This window comes from Desulfomicrobium aestuarii, from assembly GCF_055385525.1.
Genome location: NZ_AP042427.1, coordinates 833524 through 848278, shown reverse-complemented (window position 1 = coordinate 848278; position 14755 = coordinate 833524). Strand labels below are relative to the sequence as shown.

Genomic DNA, 14755 nt, shown 5'->3' with positions numbered 1-14755 from the left:
CATGGCCCGCGTCCCGCTGCCGTCGCGCGCGCTGCTGCCGCTGCTCGCGCCCTTCACCGGCATCTTCGCCGCCGGGCTCTGCCTGACCGTCCTGCAGAGCCTGGGGCTCTTTCTGCCGACCGCTTCCGATGGCCCCACGCTGGAGCATTACTGGACGGTCCTCGGCAGCGCGGCCATGCGGCGTTCCCTGACCTTCACCCTCTATGTGTCCCTGGTCTCGGCCCTGGGCTCCGTCTCCCTGGGCACGACCCTCGGGTACATGGTCTGGAAACTCCCCACGCGCCTGCGCCAGGCGGCCGTGGTCTACAAGGTCGGCCTGATCCTGCCCCACGTGGCCGTGGCCTTCCTGGTGCTCCTGTGCTTCGGGCAGACGGGCCTGCTGGCCTCCCTCGCGCACACGCTGGGCCTGGCCCCCACCCCGCAGGACTTCCCGCAGCTTCTTTACGCCGGCGACGGGCTGGGCATGATCCTGGCCTACATGTTCAAGGGCACGCCGTTCGCCATGCTCATGGTCCTGGCCGTGCTCTTCGGCTTCGACACGCGCCTGTTGCAGACCGCGGCCATGCTCGGCGCCGGCCCCCTCGAAACATTCCGCCGCGTGACCCTCCCGCGGCTGCTGCCGGCCATGCACAGCGCCTTCATCATCCTCTTCCTCTACGCCTTCGGGGCCTTCGACATCCCCTTCCTGCTGGGCGAGTCGCGGCCGGGCATGCTGTCCATGCGCGTCTACGACATCTACTTCCAGAAGGACCTGGACGACCGCCCCCAGGCCATGGCCATCCTGGCCCTCATGTTCGCCTTCGCGGCCCTCTTCACCATGCTCTACAACGCCCTGGCCCGCCGCGTGGACGACCGGGGGAGGAAGCTGTGAAGTGGTGGGGGAGAAGGCATGCCTCCGGCGGGCAGGGGACGCGTCCCCTGCACCCCTTGCGGGTGGGGTGGGGCACGGCATGAGGCACGTTGCGACGTTGGTGATGCTGGGCGTGCTTTTCGTGCTGCCCGTGGGCGTGCTCCTGCTCCAGGCCGGCGCGCCGGGGTGGCGCTATCCGGATGTGCTTCCGCCGGGGCTGTCCTGGGACGGGTTTGCCCAGGCGCTGCGAAACCCCGGACCCATGCTGGCGGCCCTCGGGTCGTCGGTGGCGTATTCCCTGGCCACCGTGGCCATGACCGTGGCCATGACCCTGGGGCCGGCACGGTTCCTGGCCCGAGCCTCCTTCCGCGGCAAGAACCTGCTGGAAGGGCTCCTGCTCACGCCGGCCCTGGTTCCGGCCATGACCTACAGCATGGGCCTGCACTTCGCGTTCATCCGCCTGGGCCTGGCCGACAGCGCGGTCGGCGTGGTCCTGGTGCTGTCCATCGCCTCCTACCCCTACATGCTGCGCTCCCTGACCACGGCCTGCACGCATCTGGGCCCCGACTACCGCACCTGCGCCCTGAACCTCGGCGCCTCGCCCTGGCAGGCCTTCCGCCAAGTCGAACTGCCCCTGCTACTCCCGGCCCTGGCCGCCGGCGGCAGCGTGGTCTTCCTGGTGGCCTTCTCGGAGTACTTCCTGGTCTTCCTCATCGGCGGCGGCACGGTGCCGTCCTTCACTGGCTACCTCTTCCCGGTCATCACCTCGTCGAACCGCGGCCTGGGGGCCATGGTCACGCTCATCTTCCTGGCCGTGCCGGTGGCACTTTTCGTGCTGCTGGAACTGCTGCTGGGGGGATATTTCAGAAGGCGGGGCATGAGGTAGGAAGGACTTTGATGGACTTTATGGACTGACACGGACTTTCACGGGCATGCACGGACAATGGTCACCCGCACGAAACGGTCCGTGTCCGTCCGTGTTCGTCCATATCGTCCATATCGTCCATCTCGTCCATTCTCCCCCTCCTCACCCCTCCCGGCTCAAGACGCAAAACCTCTTGTCCTCCGGCGAAAACACCTCGCCCAGCACCTCCTCCACGTGGTCGCGGCGCGTGGCGAAGATGGTGTTGCAGCATGCCCTGAGCTTGTCCTGGGCGCGGCTGTCCACGGGGAGGTCGGGGAAGGCGGGGAGGTCGTAGGTGTCGAAGTCCAGAGGCGTGAAGGCCATGTCCCTGTCCAGGGTCCAGGTCTGGCCGCCGCCTCCCGTGATGGACTCCTTCTGCACCTGCATCTGGTCCATCTTCTTGGCAAAGCCCAGGGATTCGGAGGGGCGGTTGGACTCGTTGACGCCCCTGATGCGCGCGTTGATCTCCGCGCAGCGCTTGCGCAGATGGTCGTGGTTGACGGTGATCAGGACACGGCCGGGCTGCAGGGGGTCGGCGAAGGGGGCGCCGTGCATGTAGGCCTCGATGAAGCGGGCCAGAGGCTCGTAGACCTCCCAGACGGTCTTGGCGAAAAGGCCCTTGCGGGTGAAGCTGCGCGGCCGGCGGAACTGCAGGCTGCAGACCTGGTGGGCGTAGAGGGACGGGTCGTCCAGGGTCACGCCCAGGGCGTCGAACAGCATGCGCGAGGCTTCCTCGGAGCCGAGGAGGCAGTTCAGGCCGGCAAACCACGAACGGATCTCCACGGCGCTGCCCCTGAGCTTGGCCGCCTGCTCCTCGAACCAGGCGATCTCGTCGTCGAGGGCCTTGCGGGCCCCGAAGAAGTTGTCGGCGGCCTCCTTCAGTCCCTCTTCCACCAGGGCGTCGCCCCATTCGTCCAGAAGCCCCATCGTCCCTCCCGTACTCTCATGGTTGTAGGCCGACCCTAACCGCGCGTCCCTCTCCTGACAAGAGCGCCTCCGATCTTTCATTGACAGGCCAAAAGCCTGCCTATAGTACTTTGTGAAATTTTTTACAGGAGGTTTTCGCCTTGAATATTCTCATTTTCGGACCCAATGGCAGCGGCAAGGGCACCCAGGGCTCTTTGGCCAAGAAGAAGTACGACCTCGACCACATCGAATCCGGCGCCATCTTCCGCAAGCACATCGGCGGCGGCACCGAGCTCGGCAAGAAGGCCAAGGAGTACATCGACCGCGGCGAACTCGTGCCTGACGACATCACCATCCCCATGGTCCTCGACGTGCTGAAGAACTCCAGCCCCAACGGCTGGCTGCTGGACGGCTTCCCCCGCTCCATCGTCCAGGCCCAGAAGCTGTGGGAAGCCCTGCAGGCCGACGGCGTGAAGCTGAACTTCGTCATCGAGATCCTCCTGCCCCGCGAAGTGGCCAAGAACCGCATCATGGGCCGCCGCCTCTGCAAGAACGACAACAACCACCCCAACAACATCTTCATTGACGCCATCAAGCCCAACGGCGACAAGTGCCGCGTCTGCGGCGGCGATCTCTCCGCCCGCGCCGACGACCAGGACGAGGGCGCCATCGACAAGCGCCACGACATCTACTACGACACCAAGACCGGCACCCTGGCCGCTTCCTACTACTACAAGAACCTGGCCAAGGACGCCGGCTTCAAGTACATCGAACTGGACGGCGAAGGCTCCATCGACGACATCCGCGCCACGCTGATGGCCCAGCTGGATTAATCCGGCCCGAAATTGGACGAACCGGAGGCGGGGGCGACCCCGCCTTTTTTTACGCACATGACACTTAGCATCGGCAGAATCGACTATCTGAACATCTGGCACGTCTTCCATCTGCTGGAAGGCGTCTGCCCCGAAGGCCCGGAATTCGGCTACGTCCCCGGCCACCCCAGCCGCCTCAACGAGGCCCTGGCCTCGGGCGATCTGGACATCTCCCCGTCCTCGTCCTTCGAGTACCTGCTCCACGCCGAAAAGTACGAGCTCCTGCCCGGGGCGTCCATCTGCGCCCACGCCGAAGTGCAGAGCGTGCTCTTCCTCTCGCCCGCACCCCTGGCCGAACTGCCCGCGTGGCTCGAACGCAATCCCGGCCCCGTCTGCCTGACCGGGGCGTCGGCCACGTCCGCGGCCCTGCTGAAGGTCCTCTGGAGCCAGAAGTGGGGGCTGCCCGCACCCAGGTGGCAGGAGGTCGAGCCCGGAGCCGGCCTGGCCACGGGGCGCCCCTTCCTGGAGATCGGCAACATCGCCCTGCGCCATTTCGTGCACCCGCCCCAGGGCTGGCACATCGTGGACCTGGCCACGGAGTGGGCGGCCTGGACCGGGCTGCCCTTCGTCTTCGCCGTGTGGATCGTGCGCCGCGGGCTGTCCGGAACCGCACGGGAACAGCTCGGACGGCTGCAGGCGCATATCGCCGCCATCACCGCCGATCTTGAAGGCCATTTCGAGGCCCTTTCCCGCCTGCCCGACCTCCCCGACTGGCTGACCAGCCCCGCCCTGCTCCGCTACTGGCGCGCCATGAACTACGACCTCGGCCCCAGGGAACAGGCCGGCCTGGCCCTGTTCGGCGAGTGCTGCACGCGGCAGGGGCTGCTGCCCGGCATGCCGGGCCTGCGCTGGTTTTCCTGACGCGCCGTCCCGGCCTCAAGTTTTCCGCCCGTCCGGCCGATTGTTCCAATCAGGCGTCATGTTCCCAAAACCAGGGAGGAGTCATGGACATTCAAGGCATGTCGGGGGGATACGCCCCCGTTTACGACAAGACGACCTTCGGCGCCGCCGTGGTCGGGAAGACTCTCGACTACATGCACGGCGGCGGGACCCCGAAAGCCGCACCCTTCGACAGGGAGACCTTCGGGGCGGCCGTGGTCAGCACGACCATCGACTACATGAACAGAAACACCAACCGCCATCAGAACCAGAACTCGTACACCTTCCAGACGGATGTGCTCATGCCCGTGTACACGGGCCGGGGCACGCTCCTGGACAGCTCGGTCTGAGGGAACAGGCATGACGCTCATTGCGGGGCAAGCCCCGCAAGAAGGCCCCTGGTGGATCCACCGGGGGCCTTTTTCGTGTCGCCGGGGACGGAAGAACGCGGATTCAAGTTTTTCGGAGGTCGTCCGATAGAAAGTGCATGGGCAGGGAAGCCCTTTCCACGCAACGACAGCGGCCACGGACGGCCAAGGAGGCGGGCATGGGCCTGCGCGTTCTCGAATCCGACTCGCAGCGGCGATGGAGGGATGGACAGCCCTCCTGGGATCTCACCCACCGGCGCAAGAAACACCGGAAGCAGTATGCCGGCCAGGAGCAGGACGCCCCGGCAGGGCAGCCCGATGCGGGGCTCTACGACTCCAAGGGGGAACTGGTCGCGCCGCTCTCGTCCCTGGACATCGACGTCTGACCCCCGGGCCTCACCCCTCGTCCCCGAGCCGCAGCAGCTCCCGCAGATCCTCGTGCACGGCACCGTTCGTGGCCACGATCATGTGGCTGCCCAGGGCGTAGTCCCCGTCCAGGGCGCTGACGCGGCCTCCGGCCTCCTCCACCAGAAGCCACCCCGCGGCCGTGTCCCAGGGTTTGAGGCCCGTCTCGTAGTAGCCGTCGAGCCTGCCGCAGGCCGTGTACGCCAGGTCCACGGCCGCCGCGCCCATCCTCCTGATGCCCTGGGACGCAAGCAGCACGCGGCGCAGGCGCTCGCAGACCTCGTCGATCTCCGCATAAAAGGAGTACGGAAACCCGGTTGCGATCAGGGCCGACTGCATGAACGCCTCGCCGCTGACGCGGATGCGTTCGCCGTTCAGGAACGCGCCCTCTCCCCTGACGGCCCAGAAAAGCTCGTCCATGACGGGCAGGAACACCGCGCCGAGTTCCACCCTTCCCCCGCGCCACAGGGCCACGGAGACGGCGACCATCGGAATCCGGTGCGCGTAGTTCGTGGTTCCGTCCACCGGGTCCACGATCCAGGTCAGGTCGCCGGGAACCAGGGTCGTATGCGACTCCTCGGCCAGCACGGACGACCCCGGCAGAAGCGCGGGCAGGCGTTCGGACAGCAGGCGCTCCACGGCCAGATCGGTCTGGGTGACCAGGTCGATGCGCCCCTTGAAGGCGATCTCCCTGGGGTCGTTCCACTGCTCGCGAACCACCCGCCCGGCCTCCCGCACGCAGTCCAGAAAACCGTCCACCAGCTGTTTATCCATCATATCCCTCCGTTTACGGAATTCTGCTTGCGCTTCGCCTGCAGTCCGGTAAATATGCAACCTGAAAAAGCAACTTGCGTTTCTCCCGCCCGGAGTCACCAGACTTCGGCGCATGCGGCCAGAGGTGCTGCATGCCCGGAAAAAACTCAAGTCCGACTTCAGCCCGCCCGAGCACACCGGGCCGGCCGAAGCCGCCCGGAAGCCGCGGCGTCCGCCACGGCCAACCGTCAGCCCCAAGGATCGGACATATGCTTATCGGAATCGATGTCGGCGGAACCCACACGGACGGCGTCTGCATCCGGGATGGCCGGGTGGAAGCCATGGCCAAGGTGCCCACGGATCACGACAACCTGCTTGCGACCATCTCCGAAGTCCTCCGCCTCATCCTCAGGGACTGCAAGGGCGCGGAAATCCGTACCCTCAACCTGAGCACGACCCTCTCCACCAACTCCATCGTCACCGGACGTACCGAAAAGGTCGGCATGTTCGTCATCCCCGGCCCCGGCATCAACCCCCAGTCCTACGCCCTCGGCACGCAGTACCATGTGCTCTCGGGCTGCGTGGACCATCGCGGGGCCGTCTCGGCCAAGGCCCGCCCCGAGTATATGAAGCCCATGGCCGCGCGCTGCCGCGAGGAAGGCATCCGCGTCTACGGCGTGGTCGGCAAGTTCTGCACGCGCAACCCCGAGCAGGAGATGGCCATCGCCGAGGCTCTGGCGCCCCAGGCCGACTTCGTGACCCAGGGGCACCGCGTGTCCGAGTCCCTGAATTTCGGCCGGCGCGTGAGCACCGTCTACTACAACGCGGCCGTCTGGCGCACCTTCAACACCTTCGCCGACGCCCTGGAGCAGAGCCTCAAGGACCTGAACATCCAGGCCGACATCAACATCGTCAAGGCCGACGGCGGGACCATGCCCCTGAAGCTCGCCCGGGAAATCCCGGTGCAGTCCATCTTTTCCGGCCCGGCAGCCTCGGTCATGGGGATACTCAGCACCGCCCCGCAGACCGAGGACGCCCTCATCCTCGACATCGGCGGCACCACCACGGACATGGCCGTGCTCCTGGACGGCATCCCGCTCCTGGAGCGCGACGGCATCTCCATCGGCGAGCACCCGACCCTGGTGCGGGCCCTGAAGGTCGAGTCCATCGGCATCGGCGGGGACTCGTTCATCAGCTCCCGCGGCGGGCAGCTCAGCGTCGGCCCCGACCGCCACGGCCCGTGCATGGCCGCCGGCGGCCCGGCCCCGGCCCTCATGGACGCCATGAACGTCCTTGGCCACGCCGCCTTCGGGGACCGCGAACGGTCGGCCAAGGGCATCAAGGAAGTGGCCATGGCCCAGGGCCTCTCGGCCCGCGAGTGCGCCGAGCAGGCCGTGCACATGGCCATGTCCGTCCTCAAGCGCAAGGTCGACGCCTTCCTGAGCGCCGTCAATTCCCGGCCCGTGTACACCATCCAGGAAATCCTGGAGGACCGCACGGTCAAGCCGAAGCGCATCCTGGTCATCGGCGGCCCGGCCGAGGCCATGGTCCCCCTGCTGGAGGAGACCTTCGGCCTGCCCGTCATCGCCCCCCGGCACGCCGAGGTGGCCAACGCCATCGGGGCCTGCCTGACCAGGCCGACCCAGTCCCTGGTCCTGACCGTGGACACCTCGCGCGGCAGCTTCACGGTGCCGGGCCTGGGCATCCACAAGCCCATCAAACGCACCTACACCCTGGACGAGGCCGTGCACGACGCCACCACCATGCTGCGCGCCGAACTCGACCGCCAGGGCATCCCGGCCGAGGAGGGCGACATCCAGGTCATCCAGGCCGACGCCTTCAACATGGTCGAAGGCCACTACACCATCGGCCGCAACATCCGCGTCCGCTGCCAGATGCGGCCCGGCGTCATCACCACCCTGGAGCCTTGAACGGAGGGACCATGCTCACCGCACGAAACAGCCTCGGCATCATATTCTTCCCGGCCTTCGACTGGGCCATCTCGCCGACCCACCCCGAGCGCGAGGAGCGCCTCCTCTACACCCAGGACCAGTTCCGGGAGGAAGGCATCTTCGACATCGAAGGCATCCGCGAATACCGTCCCCTGGTGGCCGCCCAAAAGGACATCCTGCGCCCCCACTTCTGCTTCCCCAACGTGCAGGCCGTGTGCACCGACTCCCACCTCATCTCCGCCGGCGGCGTCATCCGCGCCGCCCAGCTGGTCATGGAGAAGGAGAGGCAGCGCGCCTTCGCCGTGGTGCGCCCCCCCGGACACCACGCAATGCGCACGGTCCACGGCAGCCGCGGCTTCTGCAACATCAACATCGAGGCCGTGATGATCGAGTGGATCCGCGAGCACTACGGCAACCTGCGCGTCGCCGTGGTGGACACGGACTGCCATCACGGCGACGGCACCCAGGACATCTACTGGCACGACCCAGACGTGCTCTTCATCTCCCTGCACCAGGACGGGCGCACCCTGTACCCGGGCACGGGCTTCCCGTCGGAGTGCGGCGGCCCCAAGGCCCTGGGGCGGACCATCAACGTGCCCATGCCGCCGCGCACCTCGGACGAAGGCTACCTGATGACCGTGGAGCGCATCGTCATGCCCATCCTGGACCACTTCAAGCCGGACCTGATCATCAACTCCGCGGGCCAGGACAACCACTTCTCGGACCCCATCACGAACATGAACTTCACGGCCCAGGGCTACGCGCGGCTGACCGAAATGCTCAAGCCCGACATCGCCGTGCTCGAGGGCGGCTACGCCATCAAGGGTGCCCTGCCCTACGTCAACCTGGGCATCAGCCTGGCCCTGGCCGGCGTTGACTTCTCGGCCGTGCAGGAGCCGGAACTGGACCGCGAGAAGATCCGCGAGCAGAAGTCCACCATGGACTACCTCTCGGCCCTGTGCGACCAGCTGCCCGAGGTCTACTTCAACCCCAGGCCGTCGGACGCCGTGCGCGAGGGCGGGTATTTCGTGCGCCGCCGCTCCATCTACTACGACACCGACGACATCACCGAGAACCAGGTCGAGCGCCTCAAGGACTGCCCCCACTGCCCGGGCCTCTTGATCGTCGAGAGCGAGACGGCCGACACGCCGCGCTGCCTGGGCCTGCACGTCCCGGTCCAGGGCTGCGACATGTGCAGCCAGGAGGCCGAGGAGCGCTTCGCCAAGGCCCGCCAGGCCGGGTTCGCCTACGCCCAGCTCTCGGACCGGGTGACCAAACGCTACGAGTACGCCAAATAACCTTTGCGGGGCATGGGGTTTCGCACCACATGCCCCTTCCTGTATCCCCCCTGATTTACGGACTTTTTCTCCGCCGTCACCAGCTTGTCACATTTCTTCACAAAATGTGACTTTTGTATGACGAGAAGCATTGCGCCAATCCGAGCACGGCATTAAAGTCTTCGCGTTCGCGGCTGGCCCCGCCCGCCGGAACCGCCCGGAGCGCTCCATTCTCCGGGTCTCCCGAGGCTGCAATCACAACGCCGGAGTCCCTGCCCATGGCATTTTCCATTTTCCCCAGGAACATACACTTTTTCGAGCTCCTCAACAGGCAAAACCGCATCCTGAACGAATCCGCCGGGCAACTGGCCAGGATCGTCGAGGACCTGACCTGCGTGGACGCGGCCTGCAAGACCGTGACCCTCATCGAGGCGGACGCCGACGCGCTCTGCCGCGAGATCGCCAGGGAGCTTTCCCAGACCTTCATCACCCCTATCGACCGCGAGGACATCTACCGGCTGAACATGACCCAGGAGGATTCGATCAACCGGATCACGGCCATCGCCTCGCGCATGCGCCTGTGCGCCTTCGACTACATCCGCTTCCCCGCCCGCAAGATGGCCCGCAACATCCTGGCCATGACCGCCCTGACGGGGGAGATGATCTGCTGCCTCGAAAGCAAGCGCGACGTGTCCGACACCATGCGCAAGGTCAAGGAGCTCAAGACCGAGTGCGAGATGCTCTTCTCCACGGGCCTGGCCGAGCTGCACGACGTGGAGACGGGCGACACCAAGGAGGTCATCGACATCATGCGCTGGACCCAGGTCTACGACCGATTCGAGATGGCCATCGAGCGCATCGACGACCTGGCCGACGCCATCGAGGAAGTGGTGCTGAAAAATGCCTGAGCTGCCGATCCTGCTCGTCATCATCATCCTGGTGGCCCTGGTCTTCGACTTCACCAACGGGGCCCACGACTGCGCCAACGCCATCGCCACGGTGGTCTCGACCAAGGTCATGTCGCCCCGCTCGGCGGTGATGATGGCGGCCGGCCTGAACCTCTTCGGAGCCCTCCTGGGCGAGGAGGTGGCCCACACCCTGGGCTCGGGCATCGTCAACACGGACATGGTCATGGGCAGCCAGATTCTGGTGCTGGCCGCCCTCATCGGGGCCATCGCCTGGAACCTCATCACCTGGTACTACGGCATCCCGTCGTCGTCCTCCCACGCCCTCATCGGCGGGCTCATGGGCGCGGCCATCTGCCACGCCGGGTTCTCCTCCCTGAACGGCCTGTCGATTTTCAAGAAGGTCCTGCTGCCGCTGGTGCTCTCGCCCCTGGCGGGCTTCGGGGTCAGCTACGTGGTCATGACGATCATCATGCTCCTCTTCTGGCGGGCCAACAGGCACAGCGTGTCGCGCTGGTTCGAGAAGCTGCAGATCCTGTCGTCGGCCTTCATGGCCACCAGCCACGGCCTGAACGACGCCCAGAAGACCATGGGCATCATCACCCTGGCCCTCTTCATTTTCCACGAGATCGACACCATCCACGTGCCCCTGTGGGTCAAGCTGGCCTGCGCCCTGGCCATGGCCATGGGCACGGCCCTGGGCGGCTGGAAGATCGTCAAGACCATGGGACACCGCATCTTCAAGCTGGAGCCGGTGCACGGCTTCGCGGCCGAGACGTCGGCGGCCATGGTCATCACCGGAGCGTCCCTGGTCGGGGCGCCCATCTCCACCACCCACACCATCAGCGCCTGCGTCTTCGGAGTGGGCGCGACCAAGCGCCTCTCGGCCGTGCGCTGGGGCATCGCCGGCAACCTCGTGGTGGCCTGGATTCTGACCATACCGGCCTCGGCCCTCATCGCCGGGGCGACCTTCTACCTGTTCACGCTCATGGGCATCGCCGACTAGTTCGGAGCTTTACAGCGGCGGCTATACGCCGTACACGTCTCTGCACACAAGCTGGGGGAGCCCGACGGGCTGAGAGGGGACACGTTCCCGACCCTTTGAACCTGACGCAGTTCATGCTGCCGGAGGGAAGCTGGTTCCGGAACTTCACCCATCCATAGAACCGCGCCTCCCGGGCGCGGTTTTTCTTTCGCCTCCCCCCGCTTGCGACACAGAACGCGGAGGCAGCCATGCACATCACCCTCAACGGCGAAAGCCGCCACATCGCGCCGGGCCAGACCCTGCACGACCTGGTCCTGTCCATGAACCTCGAACCGGCCGTGGTCGTGGCGGAGCTCAACCGCGACATCGTGCCGGGGGCGCAGTTCGCCGCAACCGTCCTGCGCGACGGCGACCGCCTCGAACTGCTGAGCTTCGTCGGCGGCGGCTGAGCGCGCGCCGTCCACCTTCCCCCACCACCAACAGCGAGAACCGTCATGGAACACACCGATATCTTCGAACTGGGCGGCAAGCGCCTGACCAGCCGCCTCTTCACGGGCACGGGCAAATACGGCGACGACGGCCTCATCCCGGCCGTGTGCGAGGCCTCGGGCTCCCAGGTCATCACCGTGGCCCTGCGCCGCGTGGACCTGGACGGCCGCGCGGACAACGTCATGCGCCACATCCCCGGCCACATGACCCTGCTCCCCAACACCTCGGGGGCGCGCACCGCCGACGAGGCCGTGCGCATCGCCCGCCTGGCCCGGGCCATGGGCTGCGGGGACTGGGTCAAGATCGAGGTCATCTCCGACAACCGCCACCTCCTGCCCGACGGCTACGAGACGGCCAGAGCCACGGAAATTCTGGCCAAGGAGGGCTTCGTCGTGCTGCCGTACATGAACCCGGACCTCTACGTGGCCCGCTCCCTGGCCGACGCCGGGGCCGCGGCCGTCATGCCCCTGGGCGCGCCCATCGGCACCAACCGCGGCCTGCGGACCGAGGAGATGATCCGCATCCTCATCGAGGAGATGGACCTGCCCATCATCGTCGACGCCGGCATCGGCACGCCCAGCCAGGCCTGCCAGGCCATGGAGATGGGCGCGGCGGCCTGCCTGGTCAACACGGCCATCGCCACGGCCGCGGATCCGGTGCTCATGGGCCGGGCCTTCGGCCGGGCCGTAGCCGCCGGCCGCGAGGCATTCCTGGCCGGGCCCGGGGCCGTGTCCGCCCTGGCCCGGGCCTCCTCGCCCCTGACGGGCTTCCTGGGCGAAACGGGGGGCGCGGCATGAGCTTCCTGCCCGAGGCCCTGCGCCTGCACCGCGAACCGCTGGAGGAGCGGATGGCCGCCGCGACCGGCCACGACGCCCTGCGCGCCCTGGAACGGGAGCGCGTCGGCGAGGACGGTTTCCTGGCCCTGCTCTCCCCGGCCGCGGGCCAGCATCTGGAGGCCATGGCCGGACGCGCCCGCGACCTGACCCTGCGCCGCTTCGGCCGCACCGTCAGCCTCTTCACGCCCCTCTACGTCTCCAACCACTGCGCCAACCACTGCCGCTATTGCGGCTTCGCGGCCCCAAACTCCATCCCCCGCTCCCGCCTGACCATGGACGAGGTGCGGGCCGAGGGCGAGGCCATCGCCGCCACGGGCCTGCGGCAGCTGCTGCTCCTGACGGGCGAGTCGCCGGCCCGGGCCGGGGTGGACTATCTGGAGGACTGCGTGCGCACCCTGCGCCCCCTGTTCCCGTCCATGGCCGTGGAGGTCTTCCCCATGGCCACGGACGACTACAAACGCCTGGCCGCGGCCGGCGTGGACGGGCTGACCGTGTTCCAGGAGACCTACGACCCGGACCTCTACGCCGAGCTGCACCCGGCCGGCCCCAAGCGCGACTATGCCTGGCGCCTGGACACCCCCATGCGCGGGGCCGAGGCGGGCCTGCGCGTGGTCAACATCGGCGCCCTGCTGGGGCTGACCGGCTGGCGGCGGGAGATCTTCATCACGGGCCTGCACGCCGCCTGGCTCATGAAGCGCTATCCCGGCGTCGACGTGGCCGTGTCCCTGCCGCGCATGCGTCCCCATGCCGGGGCTTTCCAACCGGCCAGCCCCGTGTCCGACCGCGAGCTGGTCCAGGCCATGACGGCCCTGCGCATCTTCCTGCCGCGCCTGTCCATCACCATCTCCACCCGCGAAACGCCGTCCTTCCGCGACAACATCCTGCCCCTGGGCGTGACGCGCATGTCCGCCGGCGTCAGCACGGCCGTGGGCGGACACGCCAAGGCGGGCGAGACCGGCCAGTTCGAGATCTCGGACCCGCGCAGCGTGGACGAGGTCTGCGCCATGCTGAAGAAACGCGGCTACCAGCCCGTCTTCAAGGACTGGGAACCCCTGGAGGCGAGCGCGTGAACGCCTTCGAGCGCGGCCTGGGCCGGTATCTGGACGAAGGGTTCATCGCCTTCCTGCGTACGGTCCGGGTCGGAATCATCGGGGCAGGAGGACTGGGTTCCAACTGCGCCATGCATCTGGTCCGCTCCGGCTTCGCCGACCTGGTCCTGGCCGACCCGGACACGGTGGAGCCGTCCAACCTCAACCGCCAGCACTTCACCCTGGCCCAGGTCGGACGGCCCAAGGTTCTGGCCCTGCGCGACAACCTGCTGGCCGTGAACCCCGACGCACGGGTCGAGGCCCACGTCCGGGCCGTGGACGCCGATGGCATGACGGAGCTGTTCGGCTCCTGCCGGGCCGTGGTCGAGGCCGTGGACGACGCCCGGACCAAGAAGCTCGTGATCGAGACGCTCCTGCCCACGGGACGGCTGGTGATCGGCGCGTCGGGCCTGGGCGGGGCCGGGGTCGCGGAACGCATGCGCGTGTCGCGGCCGCTGCCGAACCTCGCTCTGGTCGGCGACCTGTCCACGCCCTGCGACGCGGCCACGCCCCCACTCTCCCCCGGCGTGGGCATGGCCGCGGCCATGCAGGCCGACGCTGTCCTGCACCACTTCCTGACCCTCTATAAGGAGAACAGACCATGAACGGACGCCTTCTCGTCACCGACCTCATCCGTCGGGGCGGCATCTACGGACTGACGGCCGAGAAATTCTCCATGGGCCGCAGCAACCCGGACGTGGTCCGGGCCATGCTCGACGCGGGCGTGCGCATCGTCCAGTACCGCGAGAAAACGAAGAAGATGGGCGCCAAATACGAGGAGTGCCTGGCCCTGCGCGCCATGACGCGCCAGGCCGGCGCGGCCTTCATCGTCAACGACGACATCGACCTGGCCCTGCTGGTCGACGCCGACGGCGTGCACGTGGGCCAGGAGGACCTGCCCGTGGCGGCAGTGCGCTCCCTGGTGGGCGAAGGGCGCGCCATCGGCCTCTCGACCCACTCGCCTGAGCAGGCCCGGGCGGCCGTGGCCGCAGGCGCGGATTACATCGGCGTGGGACCGATCTTCGCCACGCAGACCAAGGACGACGTCTGCGCACCCGTGGGCCTGGCCTACCTGGACTATGTTGTCCGGGAGATCGACCTGCCCTTCGTGGCCATCGGCGGCATCAAGGCGCACAACCTGGCCGAGGTGGCCGGTCGCGGGGCGCACTGCACGGCGCTGGTGACCGAAATCGTCGGGGTGCCGGACATACGGGGGAAGGTCGCCGCGTTGCACCGCGTACTCGACGCAGCCCGGAAATAAGGGCGTTCAACCTATGTCAGACCGC

The 14755-nt window shown here is 67.4% G+C and carries 17 protein-coding genes and 1 riboswitch; of the genes, 15 read left to right on the top strand and 2 right to left on the bottom strand.

Going from position 1 to position 14755, the window contains the following annotated elements; translation table 11 throughout:
• Nucleotide 1: 1 nt before the first annotated feature.
• Together ACZ5AC_RS03855 and ACZ5AC_RS03850 are read left to right on the top strand one after the other, a co-directional pair.
• Nucleotides 2–871 (top strand): ABC transporter permease, encoded by an 870-nt coding sequence (locus ACZ5AC_RS03855; protein ID WP_464249640.1) that lies wholly within the window; start codon nt 2–4, stop codon nt 869–871.
• Nucleotides 872–950: 79 nt separating this feature from the next.
• The gene (locus ACZ5AC_RS03850) at nt 951–1736 is read left to right on the top strand and encodes an ABC transporter permease (protein ID WP_464249639.1); all 786 of its coding nucleotides are present in this window, start codon (nt 951–953) and stop codon (nt 1734–1736) included.
• 141 nt (nt 1737–1877) lie between these two features.
• On the opposite strand, the gene ACZ5AC_RS03845 is transcribed toward ACZ5AC_RS03850, so the two are convergent.
• Complete coding sequence (locus ACZ5AC_RS03845) at nt 1878–2681, bottom strand: hypothetical protein (protein WP_464249638.1); 804 nt, start codon at nt 2679–2681, stop codon at nt 1878–1880.
• Between the two features lie 140 nt (nt 2682–2821).
• Between ACZ5AC_RS03845 and ACZ5AC_RS03840 the strand changes: the two genes are divergently transcribed.
• From ACZ5AC_RS03840 to ACZ5AC_RS03825, 4 genes are all read left to right on the top strand, one after another.
• Nucleotides 2822–3493: an adenylate kinase gene (locus ACZ5AC_RS03840; protein WP_464249637.1), complete on the top strand. Its 672-nt coding sequence runs from the start codon at nt 2822–2824 to the stop codon at nt 3491–3493.
• 57 nt (nt 3494–3550) lie between these two features.
• Nucleotides 3551–4393 carry a menaquinone biosynthetic enzyme MqnA/MqnD family protein gene (locus ACZ5AC_RS03835; protein ID WP_464249636.1) on the top strand — a complete coding sequence of 281 codons (843 nt, stop codon included), beginning with the start codon at nt 3551–3553 and terminating at the stop codon, nt 4391–4393.
• 83 nt (nt 4394–4476) lie between these two features.
• The gene (locus tag ACZ5AC_RS03830; RefSeq protein ID WP_464249635.1) at nt 4477–4761 is read left to right on the top strand and encodes a hypothetical protein; all 285 of its coding nucleotides are present in this window, start codon (nt 4477–4479) and stop codon (nt 4759–4761) included.
• Between the two features lie 197 nt (nt 4762–4958).
• Complete coding sequence (locus tag ACZ5AC_RS03825; protein WP_464249634.1) at nt 4959–5165, top strand: hypothetical protein; 207 nt, start codon at nt 4959–4961, stop codon at nt 5163–5165.
• 10 nt (nt 5166–5175) lie between these two features.
• Here ACZ5AC_RS03825 and ACZ5AC_RS03820 read toward each other — a convergent pair whose 3' ends face one another.
• Complete coding sequence (locus tag ACZ5AC_RS03820) at nt 5176–5958, bottom strand: inositol monophosphatase family protein (RefSeq protein ID WP_464249633.1); 783 nt, start codon at nt 5956–5958, stop codon at nt 5176–5178.
• 248 nt (nt 5959–6206) lie between these two features.
• Here ACZ5AC_RS03820 and ACZ5AC_RS03815 point away from each other — a divergent pair, with 248 nt between their 5' ends.
• The 9 genes from ACZ5AC_RS03815 to thiE all read left to right on the top strand — a co-directional run bounded on the left by ACZ5AC_RS03815 (nt 6207) and on the right by thiE (nt 14730).
• The gene (locus ACZ5AC_RS03815) at nt 6207–7868 is read left to right on the top strand and encodes a hydantoinase/oxoprolinase family protein (protein WP_464249632.1); all 1662 of its coding nucleotides are present in this window, start codon (nt 6207–6209) and stop codon (nt 7866–7868) included.
• 11 nt (nt 7869–7879) lie between these two features.
• Nucleotides 7880–9187: a histone deacetylase family protein gene (locus tag ACZ5AC_RS03810; RefSeq protein WP_464249631.1), complete on the top strand. Its 1308-nt coding sequence runs from the start codon at nt 7880–7882 to the stop codon at nt 9185–9187.
• Between the two features lie 257 nt (nt 9188–9444).
• Entirely contained in the window at nt 9445–10074 is a 630-nt protein-coding gene (locus ACZ5AC_RS03805) for a DUF47 domain-containing protein (RefSeq protein ID WP_464249630.1), read from the top strand.
• Entirely contained in the window at nt 10067–11077 is a 1011-nt protein-coding gene (locus ACZ5AC_RS03800) for an anion permease (protein WP_464249629.1), read from the top strand. Before ACZ5AC_RS03805 ends, ACZ5AC_RS03800 begins: the two co-directional genes overlap by 8 nt.
• A 43-nt stretch (nt 11078–11120) precedes the next feature.
• Nucleotides 11121–11222, top strand: a riboswitch (TPP riboswitch).
• A gap of 82 nt (nt 11223–11304) precedes the next feature.
• The gene (thiS, locus tag ACZ5AC_RS03795; RefSeq protein WP_464249628.1) at nt 11305–11505 is read left to right on the top strand and encodes a sulfur carrier protein ThiS; all 201 of its coding nucleotides are present in this window, start codon (nt 11305–11307) and stop codon (nt 11503–11505) included.
• A gap of 45 nt (nt 11506–11550) precedes the next feature.
• Nucleotides 11551–12342: a thiazole synthase gene (locus tag ACZ5AC_RS03790; protein ID WP_464249627.1), complete on the top strand. Its 792-nt coding sequence runs from the start codon at nt 11551–11553 to the stop codon at nt 12340–12342.
• Nucleotides 12339–13451: a 2-iminoacetate synthase ThiH gene (thiH, locus tag ACZ5AC_RS03785; RefSeq protein ID WP_464249626.1), complete on the top strand. Its 1113-nt coding sequence runs from the start codon at nt 12339–12341 to the stop codon at nt 13449–13451. Before ACZ5AC_RS03790 ends, thiH begins: the two co-directional genes overlap by 4 nt.
• A complete protein-coding gene (thiF, locus tag ACZ5AC_RS03780; protein WP_464249625.1) occupies nt 13448–14074 on the top strand; it encodes a sulfur carrier protein ThiS adenylyltransferase ThiF in 627 nt (208 codons plus the stop codon). The genes thiH and thiF overlap by 4 nt, the downstream gene beginning before the upstream one ends.
• The gene (thiE, locus tag ACZ5AC_RS03775; protein ID WP_464249624.1) at nt 14071–14730 is read left to right on the top strand and encodes a thiamine phosphate synthase; all 660 of its coding nucleotides are present in this window, start codon (nt 14071–14073) and stop codon (nt 14728–14730) included. The genes thiF and thiE overlap by 4 nt, the downstream gene beginning before the upstream one ends.
• Nucleotides 14731–14755: the final 25 nt, after the last annotated feature.

Coding starts and splice junctions, on each gene's coding strand:
- ACZ5AC_RS03855 (WP_464249640.1), top strand. CDS start 2: ATGGCCCGCGTCCCGCTGCCGTCGCGCGCGCTGCTGCCGCTGCTCGCG.
- ACZ5AC_RS03850 (WP_464249639.1), top strand. CDS start 951: ATGAGGCACGTTGCGACGTTGGTGATGCTGGGCGTGCTTTTCGTGCTG.
- ACZ5AC_RS03845 (WP_464249638.1), bottom strand. CDS start 2,681: ATGGGGCTTCTGGACGAATGGGGCGACGCCCTGGTGGAAGAGGGACTG.
- ACZ5AC_RS03835 (WP_464249636.1), top strand. CDS start 3,551: ATGACACTTAGCATCGGCAGAATCGACTATCTGAACATCTGGCACGTC.
- ACZ5AC_RS03830 (WP_464249635.1), top strand. CDS start 4,477: ATGGACATTCAAGGCATGTCGGGGGGATACGCCCCCGTTTACGACAAG.
- ACZ5AC_RS03825 (WP_464249634.1), top strand. CDS start 4,959: ATGGGCCTGCGCGTTCTCGAATCCGACTCGCAGCGGCGATGGAGGGAT.
- ACZ5AC_RS03820 (WP_464249633.1), bottom strand. CDS start 5,958: ATGGATAAACAGCTGGTGGACGGTTTTCTGGACTGCGTGCGGGAGGCC.
- ACZ5AC_RS03815 (WP_464249632.1), top strand. CDS start 6,207: ATGCTTATCGGAATCGATGTCGGCGGAACCCACACGGACGGCGTCTGC.
- ACZ5AC_RS03810 (WP_464249631.1), top strand. CDS start 7,880: ATGCTCACCGCACGAAACAGCCTCGGCATCATATTCTTCCCGGCCTTC.
- ACZ5AC_RS03805 (WP_464249630.1), top strand. CDS start 9,445: ATGGCATTTTCCATTTTCCCCAGGAACATACACTTTTTCGAGCTCCTC.
- ACZ5AC_RS03800 (WP_464249629.1), top strand. CDS start 10,067: ATGCCTGAGCTGCCGATCCTGCTCGTCATCATCATCCTGGTGGCCCTG.
- thiS (WP_464249628.1), top strand. CDS start 11,305: ATGCACATCACCCTCAACGGCGAAAGCCGCCACATCGCGCCGGGCCAG.
- ACZ5AC_RS03790 (WP_464249627.1), top strand. CDS start 11,551: ATGGAACACACCGATATCTTCGAACTGGGCGGCAAGCGCCTGACCAGC.
- thiH (WP_464249626.1), top strand. CDS start 12,339: ATGAGCTTCCTGCCCGAGGCCCTGCGCCTGCACCGCGAACCGCTGGAG.
- thiE (WP_464249624.1), top strand. CDS start 14,071: ATGAACGGACGCCTTCTCGTCACCGACCTCATCCGTCGGGGCGGCATC.